Consider the following 15,331-nt stretch of genomic DNA (forward strand, 5'->3'; position numbering starts at 1 on the left):
ATTGGCCAATTGTTTTTAGTAATTTTAACCTCCCGTACTATGCTTTGTGTATACGCAGCAAAATGGACTAGGGCATGGCAAAGTTGGTACTAACGATTGATGACGATTTGTATGTTCATCGAATTATTGAAGAGGCTTTAGCGGGCTTTTGTAAGCTTATTCACGCTAAAGATGGCGAACAAGGACTTAAGCTAGCCAAAAAGCACACGCCCGACATAATTTTACTTGATATAGAAATGCCCGGTAAATCCGGCTACCAAGTATGCCAAGCACTAAAAGAGGATGAGTCAACACACGATATACCCGTTATGTTTTTGTCCTCTAAGGTGGAGCTTAACGATAGAGTAAAAGGCTACAGCGTAGGCGCATCTGACTACATTATAAAACCCTTCAACACCGAAGAGCTAATGGCACGCATTAAAGTGCTGTATGAGTACCGGCAGCAATGTGAAAAGCTAAAATTTGATGTTGCTAAAGCGCAAGATACGGCCGCAATGGCTTTGGCGGAGTCGGGGGATATGGGGCGTATTGTTAGGTTTGTGGGGCAAAGCTATCACTCTCATAACTTTCATTCGTTAAGCGAGCACTTACTTGCCTTTTTTAGCCCGTTTAATTTAGATGTTGTTATTGTGTTTTGGTACCAAGGGGGGAGCTATTTTTATAGTTTAGAAAGTGGCGTATGCCCGCTCGAGCAGGAGCTTTTAGAGCAGCACCGTAATGCAAATCGATTTGTTGATATTGGTAGCAGCACCATTATTAACTACCCCAAAATATCTTTATTAATTAAAAATATGCCGGCTGATAATCGTGCTTTATACGGCCGTTATAAAGACTTATTTCCCCACATACTCGAAGTGACAAACGAAAAGGTCGTTGCTATGGAAAGAAACGAAAATAGCTTTGAACAAGCCACCCAAATTAGCACTGCTTTGCAAGATATAGTAAAGCAGCTTACTAGCCAAAATGTTGTACAAAACGACTACACAAGGCAGTTTATAGAGCAGCTTCATGAACTCAACTGTGCAATTAAGCAAACACAAGCACACGCCAATCCAGCTGATTTAACTTTATACATGTCGCAATTAGACGAAACTATGCAACTGCTAGTAACCGCAAATAGTGATTTAGCGTTTATAAAGTACCAGCTTAAACAAGTGACCGAAAGCCGCAACGAATTATTGTGCAACTTACGCTCAAAAGTAGAAGAGGCCAGCTCACATAGTCTTGCACACCAAAGCGATATAGAGCTATTTTAGTGCTTTAACGCTTGTTATACTGCAGCTGAAATTTTTCGTCGGAGTGTGTAGTGGTTATTCAGTGTGCTTTTAAAGAGTGTCGCCCATATTTAAATGAGCTAGAAACGCGTTTTAACTTAGCCCAATGGGCGCAAAGTTGCAGCGGTTTTACTCTGCATTACGACGATAAAGGGCTGAGCCTTTTAAAAAGCGATGAACCTAAACTTGGCGCAATAAACGTTGACTTTGTTACAGGTGCTGTTGCTCATAGGCGTAAATTTGGCGGCGGTAAAGGCCAATCAATCGCAAAAGCGGTAGGCTTAAATAAGGGCGCAACGCCTGTTGTACTTGATGCCACCGCCGGGCTTGGCCGAGATGGCTTTGTGCTAGCGTCACTTGGCTGTAAGGTTATACTGCATGAGCGCCACCCTGTGGTAGCAGCTTTATTATTTGATGGCTTAAAACGCGCTTACGAAGATGCAGAGATTGGTTCGTGGATGCAGCAAAATATGAGCTTAGTGTTTGGCTCAAGCCACACGTTGTTAGAGCAGTGCGAGAGCATGCCTGATGTTGTGTATTTAGATCCTATGTTTCCACACCGAGAAAAATCAGCGTTAGTTAAAAAAGAAATGCGCGTATTTCAGGCATTAGTAGGCGCAGACACCGACGCCGATGACTTACTTGAATTTGCCTACCCACTTGCCAGTAAGCGTGTGGTAGTTAAACGCCCTGATTACGCCCCATTTTTAAACAATCAAACCCCCAGCATGCAAATTAAAACAAAAAAGAACCGTTTTGATGTGTATGTAAAAGCGGCCATGGTTTAACGGTATTTAGCGTGTTGATCGGCTTTAAGGATCTAGGATCTTAGCGCGCTTTTATGTTAGAATTCGCACAATTTTTTGGCATAGTAAAGTAGCACAGCAATGATCTTAGATGATATTCGCATCGTTTTAGTTAATACCTCACACTCTGGCAACATTGGTTCGGCGGCTCGCGCCATGAAGACCATGGGTTTATCAAAACTGTATTTAGTGGACCCTGCTTGTGAAGTAGACAGCCATGCAAGCGCCTTAGCAGCCGGTGCAACCGATGTTTTAGGCAATGCGGTTATTGTTGATACCGTGGCTGATGCCATTGCCGATTGTGCATTAACTATTGGTACGAGTGCTCGTTCACGCACGCTGTCTTGGCCTATGGTTGAGCCACGTGAATGCGGTGAAAAGCTAGTTGCTGAGGCTGTAAACGGCCCTGTAGCGCTCGTATTTGGCCGTGAAAACAGCGGTTTAACTAACGAAGAGCTACAGCTGTGTAATTACCATGTATGTATTCCTGCAAATCCACAGTACAGCTCGCTTAATTTAGCTATGGCGGTACAAACGCTAAGCTACGAAACACGTATGGCGTTTTTAAATCAGCAGCCAAAGGCTGAGCAAGCAGACGATGAAACTGCTTACCCAAGCTCAAAACAAACAGAGTTATTTTACGAGCATTTAGAAGAGACGCTCGATAACACCGGTTTTATTATTAAGCAGCATCCAGGTTTAGTAATGACCAAGCTACGCCGTTTGTTTAACCGTGCACGCCCAGAAGAGGCAGAGCTAAACATATTGCGCGGTATTCTTACCTCAATTAATAAATCTATTCCTAAGTAAGGTATAGCGATTGGTTATAAAAACCTGCGGGTAAATAACGAGCTAATACTTGACTAAAACACTCAAGTAATTACAATACACCTAATACTTGACCAAAAAGGTCAGGTATTAAAAATTTGTTAATAGAACAGTGTTCTTTAATCAAATTTTTATCAAGTGATAATACTTGACTATTTTACTCTGGTAATTAAAATTTGCACTCTTTTGTGCGGGGGGCGTTATGAAGTTAACATCAAAAGGCAGATATGCCGTAACAGCTATGCTGGATGTTGCACTACATGCGAGTGTAGGTCCTGTTGCCCTTGCTGATATTTCACAAAGACAAGAAATTTCTTTGTCTTACCTTGAGCAATTATTTGCCCGTTTACGTAAAAATGGCTTAGTGAGCTCGGTTCGTGGTCCTGGTGGCGGTTATTTGCTAGGCCGAGAAGCCGCGGTTATCTCTGTTGGCGACGTAATTAGCGCCGTAGACGAATCGGTAGATGCAACACGTTGCCAAGGTGCCGATACCGGGTGTCAAAGTGGTATGCGTTGTTTAACTCACAACCTATGGTCTGATTTAAGCGCACGTATCGAAGAGTTTTTAAATAATATTACCTTAGCTGAATTGGTGGAAAAATCAGATGTGAAAGAAATCGCATCTCGCCAAGATAACAGCATCAATAATGCAATTAAGCAGTTGGAAAACATTCAAGTAAGCTGTCAACTATAAAAGTTGACCTGCAGCGGAGAGAGAAATGAAGTTACCGATTTATTTAGATTACGCAGCGACCACGCCTGTTGACGAGCGTGTTGCAAAAGAAATGATGCAATGCCTGACAATGGACGGTAATTTTGGTAATCCTGCGTCACGTTCGCACCGTTTTGGTTGGCAAGCTGAAGAAGTAGTTGACCAAGCGCGTACAGACATTGCCGATTTAATTAATGCTGACCCGCGTGAAATTGTTTTCACATCGGGCGCAACAGAATCAAATAACCTTGCAATTAAAGGTGCAGCGCAGTTTTACAAAAAGAAAGGTAAGCACGTTATTACCGCTAAAACTGAGCACAAAGCAGTAATCGACACGTGTCGTGAACTTGAGCGCCAAGGCTTTGAAGTAACCTATATGGACGTTGAAGAAAACGGCCTGTTAGATCTTAAAAAGCTTGAAGAAACTATGCGTGACGACACTATTCTTGTCAGCATTATGCACGTTAATAACGAGCTAGGTGTAATTCAAGATATCAATACTATTGGCGAAATGTGTCGCGAACGTAAAATTATGTTCCACGTAGATGCAGCACAAAGCGCAGGTAAAGTATTAATCGACGTACAACAGCTTAAAGTTGACTTTATGTCGTTCTCAGGCCACAAAGTATATGGCCCTAAAGGTGTTGGCGCACTTTACGTTCGTCGTAAACCACGTGCTCGCCTAGAAGCGCAAATGCACGGTGGCGGCCATGAACGTGGTATGCGTTCAGGTACACTTGCAACTCATCAGCTAGTAGGTATGGGTGCAGCATTTAGAATTGCTAAGCAAGATTTTGAAAAAGATCACGCACACATCAGCGCATTACGTAAACGCCTAATTGACGGCATTATGGCTGATATGGACGAAGTATACTTTAACGGCGCACAAGACCAATCAGTACCAGGTATTGTAAATATCAGCTTCAACTTTGTTGAAGGTGAGTCGTTACTTATGGCAGTAAAAGACATAGCGGTATCATCAGGGTCTGCGTGTACATCAGCAAGTCTAGAGCCTTCATATGTATTACGCGCACTTGGCCGTAACGACGAACTAGCACACAGCTCAATTCGTTTTAGTATTGGCCGTTTTACTACCGAAGAAGAAATTGATTACACCGTTGAATTAATGAAAAACTCTATCGGTCGCCTACGCGAGATGTCTCCTTTATGGGAAATGCATCAAGAAGGTGTTGATTTAGATTCAGTTGAATGGGCTCACCACTAATACGAGTGAGCACCTACCGTAGCAGGTAATGAGGATAGAATTATGGCTTATAGTGATAAAGTAATCGACCACGTAGAAAACCCACGTAATGTTGGTGTTTTAGACAAAAATGATCCGTCAGTGGCAACGGGTATGGTTGGCGCACCAGCATGTGGTGACGTAATGAAATTGCAAATTAAAGTATCGTCTGAAGGCGTTATTGAAGATGCAAAATTTAAAACATACGGTTGCGGCAGTGCAATTGCTTCATCATCACTTGTAACAGAGTGGGTGAAAGGCAAAACACTAGACGAAGCATCAACTATCAAAAACACTGATATCAGTGCAGAGCTTGAATTACCACCAGTGAAAATTCACTGTTCAATTTTAGCTGAAGATGCAATTCAAGCAGCAATTGCTGATTACAAAAGCAAACAAGCGAAGTAAGAGAAATTCATGGCAGTGACATTGACAGATGCGGCAGCAAACCGCGTACAATCATTTTTAGCAAACCGCGGTAAAGGTTTAGGCCTGCGCGTTGGCATTAAAACGACGGGCTGTTCAGGTCTTGCTTATGTACTCGAGTTTGTTGATGAGCTTAACGAAGACGATGAAACCTTTAAAGCTAAAGGCGTTACCTTAATTGTTGACGCTAAAAGCTTGGTTTACATCGACGGCACTGAGCTTGACTACACCAAAGAAGGCTTAAATGAAGGGTTTAAATTTAATAACCCTAACCAAGCCGACGAGTGTGGTTGTGGCGAAAGCTTTACTGTTTAAGCTCAGCTACCTTTGTAGTTTTTTTAAGCCCTGCCAGTAATTGTAGGGCTTTGTTATTTGTGAAATTTGTATTTCTAAATTTTATTGGTTGAAGCTATGCGTTACTTTGAGTTATTTGCAATACCAGTTGATTACAACATTGACTTGGCAACAATAAATAAGCATTACCTAGAGCTGCAGCGCGCAGTGCATCCCGATCGCCACGCTAATGCGAGCAGCCGTGATAAGTTAATGGCCGTACAAAGTACCGCTGAAATTAACGATGCGCTACAAACGCTAAAACACCCAGTAAAACGAGCAGAATATATGCTCAGCGAGCTAGGTGTTGATATTCGAGCTGAGCAACAAACATTGCAAGATCCAATGTTCTTGATGCAGCAAATGGAACTGCGTGAAGAGCTTGAAGAGCTCGCTTCAGCAAGTAATCCTGAGGCCGCTATCGCCAATTTTGAATCACAAATAAAGCAATTAAAAATCCAATACAGTAATGAACTTGCCGAGCAACTTGCAAGTAACGACGAGGCGCAATATCAACAAGCTGCTGACAACATTCGCAAATTAAAGTTTGTATATAAATTAGAAGACGAACTTGAGCGCATTGAAGACAGTTTATTTGACGATTAATTACTTGCTGTAAAGCGAGCAACACGAGTTTAAAGAGCATTATGGCATTATTGCAAATTGCTGAGCCGGGGCAGAGCGCGGCACCACATGAACACAAATTAGCAATAGGTATTGACCTAGGTACCACTAATTCATTGGTTGCAACGGTACAAAGTGGCGAAGCCCGCACATTAACAGATGACCTTGGTGCAGCCATGTTGCCATCGGTTGTGCGTTACCAAGCTGGCGGCATCACGGTAGGCAGCGATGCTGCACAAGCTGCAACACAAGACCCAGCCAATACCCTTATTTCGGTTAAGCGTTTTTTAGGTAAAACTCAAGCTGAAATAGAGCAAAGCTACGGCCAATTACCGTACCAGTTTTGTGAAGATAACGGCTCACTTGCCATTCAAACCGATGCCGGAAAAATCAGCCCTGTTAAAGCCTCTAGCCATATTTTAGCGGCACTTAAAGCGCGTGCAGAGCAAAGCTTTGGGAATCAAGAGATTTTAGGTGCAGTAATTACTGTGCCTGCGTACTTTGATGACGCACAGCGCCAAAGCACTAAAGATGCAGCCGAGCTTGCTGGCATTAACGTATTACGTTTATTAAACGAGCCAACCGCTGCGGCAGTCGCTTACGGGTTAGACTCGGGCCAAGAAGGTATCATTGCTGTTTACGATTTAGGCGGCGGCACCTTTGATATTTCAATACTTCGCTTACACCAAGGTGTGTTTGAAGTAATGGCAACTGGCGGTGATTCAAGCTTAGGTGGCGATGATTTCGATTCGCTATTAGTCGATTACTTTAAGCAACAAACCGGTATTTCGGCATTATCACCTTCTGTGCTTCGCTTATTTATAAATAAAGCAAAAGCCTGTAAAGAAGCACTGAGCCAGTTCGCAAAAGTGAATGTAGTACTTGAATTTGACGAGCAAAAACACACCGTAGAAGTTACACGCGAAACCTTTGATGAGCTGGCTATGCCACTTGTTAAAAAAACACTTCGTTCGTGTCGCCGTGCAGTAAAAGATGCTGGCATCGAAAATGAAGAAGTGCTGCAGGTTGTAATGGTAGGCGGTTCAACTCGCATGCCACTGGTTCGCAGCCAAGTTGAAGGTTTTTTTGAAAAAGAGCCGCTAACATCAATCGACCCTGATCGTGTTGTTGCACTAGGTGCTGCATTACAAGCTGATGTATTAGTAGGTAACAAGCCAGATTCTGACATGCTATTACTTGATGTATTGCCACTGTCACTCGGCCTTGAAACGATGGGTGGGTTAGTTGAAAAAATAATTCCGCGTAATACCACTATTCCTGTTGCTCGTGCACAAGAATTTACTACCTTTAAAGACGGCCAAACGGCAATGTCTTTACATGTGCTACAAGGTGAGCGCGAACTGGTTGACGATTGCCGCTCGCTGGCTAAATTTAGCTTAAAAGGCATACCGGCTATGGCAGCAGGCGCTGCACATATTCGTGTTACCTTTAAAGTGGATGCCGATGGCTTATTAAGTGTATCAGCAATGGAAAAATCAACTGGTGTGCAAGCTGAAATCCAAGTTAAACCATCATTTGGCTTATCTGATGACCAAGTAGCTAACATGCTTAAAGAGTCAATGAGTAACGCTAAAGACGACATGCAAGCACGTATGCTTAAAGAGCAACAAGTAGAAGCGCTACGTGTTATAGAAGCACTAGAGGCGTCACTTGCTAGCGACGGTGACTTGCTCGACGATATTCAACTTGCTAATTTAAAAGCTGAAATAAGCGAGCTTGCTAAAGTGCGCGAAACCGCGCAGCAGCCAGGTGATATTAAAGCCGCAATTGAAAAAGTAGATAACGCTAGCAGCGATTTTGCCTCGCGCAGAATGGATGCATCAATTAAAAAGGCCCTTACAGGGCAGTCAGTAGACAACGTTTAAAGAGGTTAGAATGCCACAAATTATTTTTCTTCCCCATCCGGAGTTATGTCCTGACGGTGCAGCACTTGAAGCGCCTGCGGGCGAAACAGTCCTTGATGTGGCCCTTAAAAATGGCATTAGCATTCCACACGCATGTGAAAAATCATGTGCATGTACTACATGCCATTTAGTGATCCGCGAAGGCTTTGACTCACTAGATGAAAGCGATGAGCTAGAAGACGACATGCTAGATAAAGCATGGGGCTTAGAGTCAGAATCTCGCTTAGGATGCCAAGCAGTTATTAGAGATGAAGACTTAGTGGTTGAAATACCTAAGTACAATCTCAATATCGTTAATGAAGAGCATTAATTCTAAACGGCTTTGATTTCGTAAAAACCGCTGTAGTTGCTTGGTCTCTACAGCGGTTTTTTGTTTTAGCGCTTTCAGCTTTCAGCCGTCAGTTTTTTAGCTGCTCATGATGGAGGTTTAGCTATTTGTGTTAATAAATTGAAGTAGCTTTACATTCATTTCTCGATTTTTTTAAGCTGCTGATAGCTGATAGCTGATAGCTGATAGCTGATAGCTGATAGCTGATAGCTGATAGCTGATAGCTGATAGCTTTTACTTGGAGGTTCTATGTCTGATTTGGTTTTTTCTGATTCGTTTATCGACGGTGATTTTTATTCTACAAGCCAGCGTTTTAGCGTTGACGACCCTGCGGCCGAAAGAAGTATTGTTGAAGTAAGTGATATAGACGAGCAAGGCGTTAATAGCGCAATAAAGGCAGCGCAAGGTGCGTTTGTTAAGTTAAAATCAACCAATGCCACTGAGCGAAGTGATACGCTAATGCGTTGGTATGAGCTGGTAATAAAACACAAGCAAACGCTTGCTGAGCTAATGACCAAAGAGCAAGGAAAGCCGCTTAAAGAGTCGTTAGGTGAAATAGACTATGGCGCTGGGTTTATAAAATGGTTTGCAGAAGAAGCTAAACGCAGTTACGGCGATGTGATCCCCCCAACCGACGATACACATAGATTAACGAGCTTTAAACAACCTGTAGGCGTTGTGGCTGGCATTACTCCTTGGAACTTTCCGGTTGCTATGGTGACACGTAAAGTGGCGCCAGCATACGCTGCAGGCTGTAGCTTTGTGCTAAAACCTTCTGAATATACACCTTTATGTGCTTTGGCGTTGGCATACCTTGCCGATCAAGCCGGGTTTGTAAAAGGAGCTTTTAACGTACTGATTTCGCAAGACGCAAAAACAGTCGGACAAATACTTACAGACTCAGAAGTGGTACGCAAATTTACTTTTACAGGTTCAACAGGCGTAGGTAAGCAGTTACTTTCTCAGTGTGCGGGTACAATTAAACGTACCTCCATGGAACTTGGCGGAAACGCCCCCTTTATTATTTTTGATAATGCCGATATAGACGAAGCAATCGACGGCCTCATGGCGGCTAAGTTTAGAAACAGTGGCCAAGCATGTGTAGCCGCAAACCGCATTTTTATACAGCGCAGTATTTTAGATGAAGTGCTTAGTAAAATTACGCCTAAAGTAGCTGCATTAAAAGTAGCCAATGGGTTTGAAGAGGACGTAGACATTGGCCCCCTGATTTACCCAAAAGCGAAAGAAAAAGTGCAGCAGCTTGTGCAAGATGCACTTGATAAAGGCGCAGACCTAATAGGGGATAACAGCGACTTAGGCGGCAGTTTTCAAAACCCGCTTATTGTTACTAACGTAACGACCGAAATGGATATATACCACGAAGAAGTATTTGGCCCGGTATTAACGGTTATTCCTTTTGATGAGGAAAGCGAAGTACTTGCCCTTGCTAACGATGTTCCATACGGCTTAGCGGCTTATTTTTACAGTCAAAATATCAAGCAGATTTATCGTATTAGCGAAGGGCTTGAGTTTGGCATGGTTGGTGTTAACGAAGGGGTTATATCTAACCCTGTGGCACCGTTTGGTGGAGTTAAGCAATCTGGCTTAGGCCGAGAAGGCGGCCATCAAGGGCTTGATGAATACCTTGAAGAAAAATACGTGTGTATCAAAGTTTAAAAACGATGACACCATAAACCATGAAAATTGGTTTATCCAGCACGGCTTAGGTTACTAATACCAATTTGCTTAATTAAGTGCTCAATTTGGGGATGGAAAAACGTGTTGATAGCTTGGCAAAAAATTCGCTATTTAGTTGTCCTCGGCAATTGCGCCTGCATTGCTCTACCTTGTGCATCCATGCAGTCGTAAATGAGCATTTTTTAACGCCGGTAGCGGCACGTTTAGCCCCATAAAATGATTAAATATTATTGCGGAATTGGTATAGGTTTATAACTACAAGTTACCTTTTTATTGCTAGATATAGGCCTTAGTGCTACATTTACGGCATAATTTTTGTTTAAAAGTAATCAAAAATAAAAAGAATTTCTACTTGTAGAAATAACCCGTGTGTAAATGCCACCGCAAGGTGGCATTTTTTATAGCTTGAGTAAGTTAAGCTGGCTTATTTTATAGGTGAATAGCCCGGTAGGGTGGTTAAATCAACAAAGTCTAATTGCTCTGCAATTGCGTACTCATTTATGTAGTGCTTATACACTTCACTCTCTACAAATACCGCGAATATATCGGCGTCTAAATGGTTGCTCTCTACCATTTTTCCTAAAATAGCTAAACACTCACTCACAGGCTTTGCTTTTTTATAAGGCCTATCTACTGCTGATAAGGCTTCAAAAATATCTGCAATGGCCATTAGCCTTGCCGGAATCGACATTTGCTCTTTAGTTAATCCTTGCGGGTAACCTGTACCATCTAGTTTTTCGTGGTGGCCCAGTGCATATTCAGACACATTACTTAAATGCTTAGGGAATGGCAGTGTGTCTAAAATATTTTTAGTCACATCCATATGGCGCTTCATAACGTCGCGCTCGCCGAGCGTTAGTGTGCCCCTGCGTATTTGTAAATTCTCTACTTCATCTGCGTTTAGTAACGGGGTATCTTTGCCGTTTATAGTTAAGTGATAATGAGATGCTATGCGGTCAATATTCGCAACATCTTCATCTGATAAAAACTCGCCACCCACATTAACTCTTTGCAAAAACGCGCGATCTAAAGAAAGTTGTTTTAATTCGGTATCGAGTAAGCGCTCAAATTGTAAAACCTCAATTGGCCTATTGAGCTTCATTGCAGAGATAATTTGTTTTTGATAGCTTATTTCTAAATCACGTTTAATAACTTCAAATTTAGCTTCAATGTGTTCAATACGATCAAAAATAGTTTCGAGTTTGGTCGACTTTTCCATGATGTGATCGGGAGTCGCTATTTTGCCGCAATCATGAAGCCAGCCTGCTATATCTAGCTCATGACGGTCTGCATCACTCATTAAAAAGTTAGCCAAGGGACCACGGTCAATTTTATGCACAGCATCAGCAAGCATTAAAGTAAGTGCAGGAACTCGCTTACAGTGTCCGCCGGTATGAGGGGACTTTTCGTCGATGGCCATAGCAATGGTTTCTACAAATTTAGAAAATAGCTCTTCCATTCCCTTAATAAGGGTAGAGTTTGTCAGTGATATAGCGCCTAACGATGCAAATGATCGTATCAATGTGACAAGTTCGTCACTATAAGTGATTATATTGTCGTGTTGATCTTTTACGTTGATCAGTTGGATCACACCAATAATATCATCGGTATGATCTTTTAGCGGAATCGTTAACATAGATTGGGTGCGATATCCCGTACGCGCATCCATATTACGGGCAGCGCTCATATCAAAGGGCAGGGCCGCGTATACATCCGGTATGTTAATAATCTCACCAGAGTTAACCGCATGAGCGACAATAGCTGTTTCGTTCTCTTTTCCATCTATAAACAAATCTATATTAGGAAAGTCAACGGGCTTCCCTGAAGCTCCCCCTAAATAGAGGTCTAAAGATTTATTAATAACCGTTTCAAACTTTAGCTGCTTGTCATCTGTAATAGAGTAAATAGTCCCTGCGTCAGAGTTAGAAATAGACATAACAACTTGTAGAATTTCTTCAAGAAGTTTACTCGCATCCTTTTCTGTTGTTAGCCTAATACTAATATCAATAAAGTGATGAAGATTTGTTCTATCTTTAATGTACTCAGACATATTATTACTACTTTGTTTTGTGAATAAAGGCGCCATTCCAATCCTGTGCTAAAGTTTGCAAATCGGTATTTTTAATTCGGTTAATAAAAATGTGGTAAACGTGGTCAGTCAATAAGCTAGTTTCACTTAGCTCTTCAAATAACGATAGAGCGAGTTGCCAATTTTTATTATTGTAATGCTGCATAGCAGTGAACGACTTTTTAATCTCAAATAGCTGGCTTTCGCTTATATCATCTATAAAGTTGACAGGCTCATATAGCTCAGTTGCATTTACTTTACCTACTACCTGTACTTTATCAATTAAGCGAAATGCAATTTGTGGACAAGCAAGCATTGTCTCTTCTGTAACCAGAATAGCTACCCCGTAAAATTTGGTCAAGCTTTCTACTCTTGAGCCTAAATTAACTGCATCTCCAAGTACTGTATAGGCTTTTCTGTACACCGAGCCCATATCGCCAACATTCATTTCGCCAGTGCTTATACCCACACCAATGCTAATGGGAGGAAGCTGCTGTTCGGCAAATGCTTTATTAAGGCTTGTAAGGCCTGCTACCATTGCCATTGCTGCTTCAACACCGTGTTTTGCGTGGTCGCTATCTTCAAGTGGGGCATTCCAAAAGGCCATAATCATATCGCCTACGTATTTGTCTATTGTGCCGCTGTGATCAAAAATAATCTTTGTAGTCGCCGATAAGTACTGATTTAAATAATCACTTAATTGATTTGCGCTCATTCCTTCCGACAGCGCAGTAAAACTTCTTATATCAGCAAATAATACGGTCATATTTCGTTTTATACTTTGCTGAGTAAGCTGTTTACGTTGGCGAATTAACTGCTCAATATGGTCAGGCGGTACATACTGATTAAACATCGATTTAATTTTTCGGCTGTGCTTCATTTCTGCTATAGAGCCAATAAAAACAAAGTAGGCTGCTAATAGGGAAATAAGTAACAGCGGCATAAATAGCGGCAGACTAATTTTTTGTACTGACCATAAATAAAAATTAAGCAATATAACCAGACCAGCCATACTCACTGAAAGCGTGACAATAAAGCGGGCGCTTTTACGAAAACTTAAAAACGATAAGCAACAGCCCACAAAGGTAATTATTAATAATGTTGCCCCTAAAGCCCATGTGGGTTGAGAAGGTAAAATTTCTGGATGGAGTAGCCCTTCAAAAATATTGGCATGCACTTCTACCCCTGGGTATTGTAAACCCACTGGTGTTGCTCTTAAATCAGCTAAACCAATTGCGGATGTACCAATAAATGCTACGCTGCCTTCTAATTGCTGCTCGGCAACTTTTTTGGTTAATACATCTGTGGCAGAGTAATATTGAAAACTTTTAGCACGGCCTTTGTACGGGATATAAATTTGGCCGTACTCATCTGTTTGAATCCAATGCTCATGAAATTTAACCCCTTCAAAAAAAGTCAGGTCGCCTTGGGCACTCGCGCGTGTTTCAACACTGTCCGCTAAGGTATATAAACGTGCTGCCTCAAGTGCTAAAGAAGGGTAGAGCTTATCACCGACTCTATTAACCAGTGCCGCTTTACGGATAAATCCGTCGTTTTCGCTGTGAGCATTGATAAATCCGTTGCCCGTAGCACTATTTTGCAGCATAGGTATATTAACAGTAGCGCCTAAAAACTGGGTTACTTGGGAGTTACTTTGCTCGCTCTTTGGCCATAGTACGCTTGTCTCTGGCAACGGGTTACGTTGTTTGTAGGTATCGTTGTTTAATAAAAAACCCAATACGGTATCGTTACTATTGAGTGCTTTAGCAAAGGTGGTATCAGCATCTACCTGATGTTTAATATCATTTAACGCTACTTTGTATGCACTTAATAAATCAGGAGCTCTAGATTGAATTTGGTTAACCGGGTTTGTTTCCGGTTCAGAAAAAAATATATCAAATGCAATAACTACAACACCGGCCTCTGTGAGTTTATTTACCAGATCTGCCATTTTTGCCCGGCTCCACGGGAAACGCCCTTGCTCTTGCATCGTTTTTTCATCTATGTCGATAATAACAACGGTTTCGTCGAGCTGACGGGGAGTATCGGGTAAAGTTAGCAATAGCCTAGAGTCGTAAATAATACCTTCGACCCTATTGAGCAGCTTGGCTAATGCGCCACTAGAGAATAATTCTACAGCAGCTATAAGCAGCGTAATGGCTAAGCCTACAAATAGGTGGCGGTAAATTTTAGGAATATAAACGCGAGAAATAACTATTAATCCTTACTTAGCGTAAACTCAAACGTTCGGCCTTCTCTGGCACATTCAATATTAATATGCTCGCCATAATTTGCCTGTAAATGTGTTTCTATTGCGAGTAGCTCGTCATCGGTTCTTGCTGGGTCGTGGCTTATAACCGCTAAATTTTTAATACACGCTTGCATTGCTAATTCAGCTACTTGCTTAAATGTACTATGCCCCCAACCGTGCTTAAGCGTGAGCTCTTCGGTAGTAAATTGTGCATCATGAATTAATAAGTCAGCATCTTTAATAAACTCAGCCCACTGGGTAACTGTGGTTTTAACAACACCAGGTGGGGCCAATTCGTTATCTGTTATATAAGCAATTTTTTTGCCTTCAGCATGCACACAATACGCTGTGCCGCCGCCTGGGTGATTTAACGGCGCGGTAAATACGTTAAAACTATTTAGAGTAAAGTTTTTTTGAGAAGCAAGCTGAGTGTTTAATGTAATGTTTGCAGGTAAGTGTTGGTAGCTAACCGGAAAAAAAGAGCCAGACATTTGCATTAAAATCGCATTTTTAGTTTGCTCGTCTTCAACATCACCTACAACAATGGTTATATCGCGATCGGCTTGGTAAATAGGCTTAAAAAAAGGAAAGCCTTGAATATGATCCCAATGATTATGCGTTAATAAAATTGCAATGGGGGTCGTGTGCTCTATGAGCTTTTCACCTAACTGTGCAATGCCCGTTCCTGAGTCGAGTATCAGGCCTTTGCCATTTGTTTGCTCAACATACACACATGAGGTGTTACCACCAAATTGGTGCGTATGCTCACCCGGAGATGGCATTGAGCCTCTTACACCATAAAATTTAACTTTCAT

General features: G+C 41.9%; 14 protein-coding genes. 11 read left to right on the forward strand and 3 right to left on the reverse strand.

Annotation, left to right across the window (positions count from 1 at the left end):
• Positions 1-74: 74 nt before the first annotated feature.
• From PSH54_RS03560 to PSH54_RS03610, 11 genes are all read left to right on the forward strand, one after another.
• Positions 75-1,256, forward strand: a complete 1,182-nt coding sequence (locus PSH54_RS03560; protein ID WP_273605502.1) for a response regulator — start codon at positions 75-77, stop codon at positions 1,254-1,256.
• A gap of 50 nt (positions 1,257-1,306) precedes the next feature.
• Positions 1,307-2,062, forward strand: coding sequence for a class I SAM-dependent methyltransferase (locus PSH54_RS03565; protein ID WP_004585768.1), 756 nt, complete (start codon positions 1,307-1,309; stop codon positions 2,060-2,062).
• 99 nt (positions 2,063-2,161) lie between these two features.
• Positions 2,162-2,890: a tRNA (cytosine(32)/uridine(32)-2'-O)-methyltransferase TrmJ gene (gene trmJ / locus PSH54_RS03570; protein ID WP_054982876.1), complete on the forward strand. Its 729-nt coding sequence runs from the start codon at positions 2,162-2,164 to the stop codon at positions 2,888-2,890.
• 220 nt (positions 2,891-3,110) lie between these two features.
• Positions 3,111-3,602 (forward strand): Fe-S cluster assembly transcriptional regulator IscR, encoded by a 492-nt coding sequence (gene iscR, locus PSH54_RS03575; protein WP_004585770.1) that lies wholly within the window; start codon positions 3,111-3,113, stop codon positions 3,600-3,602.
• 25 nt (positions 3,603-3,627) lie between these two features.
• Positions 3,628-4,845: an IscS subfamily cysteine desulfurase gene (locus tag PSH54_RS03580; RefSeq protein WP_004585771.1), complete on the forward strand. Its 1,218-nt coding sequence runs from the start codon at positions 3,628-3,630 to the stop codon at positions 4,843-4,845.
• Between the two features lie 42 nt (positions 4,846-4,887).
• The gene (gene iscU, locus PSH54_RS03585; RefSeq protein ID WP_004585772.1) at positions 4,888-5,271 is read left to right on the forward strand and encodes a Fe-S cluster assembly scaffold IscU; all 384 of its coding nucleotides are present in this window, start codon (positions 4,888-4,890) and stop codon (positions 5,269-5,271) included.
• Positions 5,272-5,280: 9 nt separating this feature from the next.
• A complete protein-coding gene (gene iscA, locus PSH54_RS03590; RefSeq protein WP_004585773.1) occupies positions 5,281-5,604 on the forward strand; it encodes an iron-sulfur cluster assembly protein IscA in 324 nt (107 codons plus the stop codon).
• A 96-nt stretch (positions 5,605-5,700) separates the two neighbouring features.
• A complete protein-coding gene (gene hscB / locus PSH54_RS03595) occupies positions 5,701-6,228 on the forward strand; it encodes a co-chaperone HscB (protein ID WP_004585774.1) in 528 nt (175 codons plus the stop codon).
• A gap of 41 nt (positions 6,229-6,269) precedes the next feature.
• Entirely contained in the window at positions 6,270-8,132 is a 1,863-nt protein-coding gene (gene hscA, locus PSH54_RS03600) for a Fe-S protein assembly chaperone HscA (RefSeq protein WP_273605503.1), read from the forward strand.
• 10 nt (positions 8,133-8,142) lie between these two features.
• Positions 8,143-8,481, forward strand: a complete 339-nt coding sequence (gene fdx / locus PSH54_RS03605; RefSeq protein ID WP_004585776.1) for an ISC system 2Fe-2S type ferredoxin — start codon at positions 8,143-8,145, stop codon at positions 8,479-8,481.
• A 267-nt stretch (positions 8,482-8,748) separates the two neighbouring features.
• The gene (locus PSH54_RS03610) at positions 8,749-10,176 is read left to right on the forward strand and encodes an NAD-dependent succinate-semialdehyde dehydrogenase (RefSeq protein WP_273605504.1); all 1,428 of its coding nucleotides are present in this window, start codon (positions 8,749-8,751) and stop codon (positions 10,174-10,176) included.
• A gap of 445 nt (positions 10,177-10,621) precedes the next feature.
• On the opposite strand, the gene PSH54_RS03615 is transcribed toward PSH54_RS03610, so the two are convergent.
• From PSH54_RS03615 to PSH54_RS03625, 3 genes are read right to left on the reverse strand one after another with little or no spacing between them, the layout of a single operon-like run.
• Positions 10,622-12,283: an HD family phosphohydrolase gene (locus PSH54_RS03615; RefSeq protein WP_273605505.1), complete on the reverse strand. Its 1,662-nt coding sequence runs from the start codon at positions 12,281-12,283 to the stop codon at positions 10,622-10,624.
• Positions 12,255-14,477, reverse strand: coding sequence for a CHASE2 domain-containing protein (locus PSH54_RS03620; RefSeq protein ID WP_443197763.1), 2,223 nt, complete (start codon positions 14,475-14,477; stop codon positions 12,255-12,257). The genes PSH54_RS03615 and PSH54_RS03620 overlap by 29 nt, the downstream gene beginning before the upstream one ends.
• A gap of 5 nt (positions 14,478-14,482) precedes the next feature.
• Positions 14,483-15,331: an MBL fold metallo-hydrolase gene (locus PSH54_RS03625; RefSeq protein WP_273605506.1), complete on the reverse strand. Its 849-nt coding sequence runs from the start codon at positions 15,329-15,331 to the stop codon at positions 14,483-14,485.

This window comes from Pseudoalteromonas sp. Angola-30, assembly GCF_028599215.1.
GTDB classification, from domain to species: Bacteria; Pseudomonadota; Gammaproteobacteria; order Enterobacterales; family Alteromonadaceae; genus Pseudoalteromonas; species Pseudoalteromonas atlantica.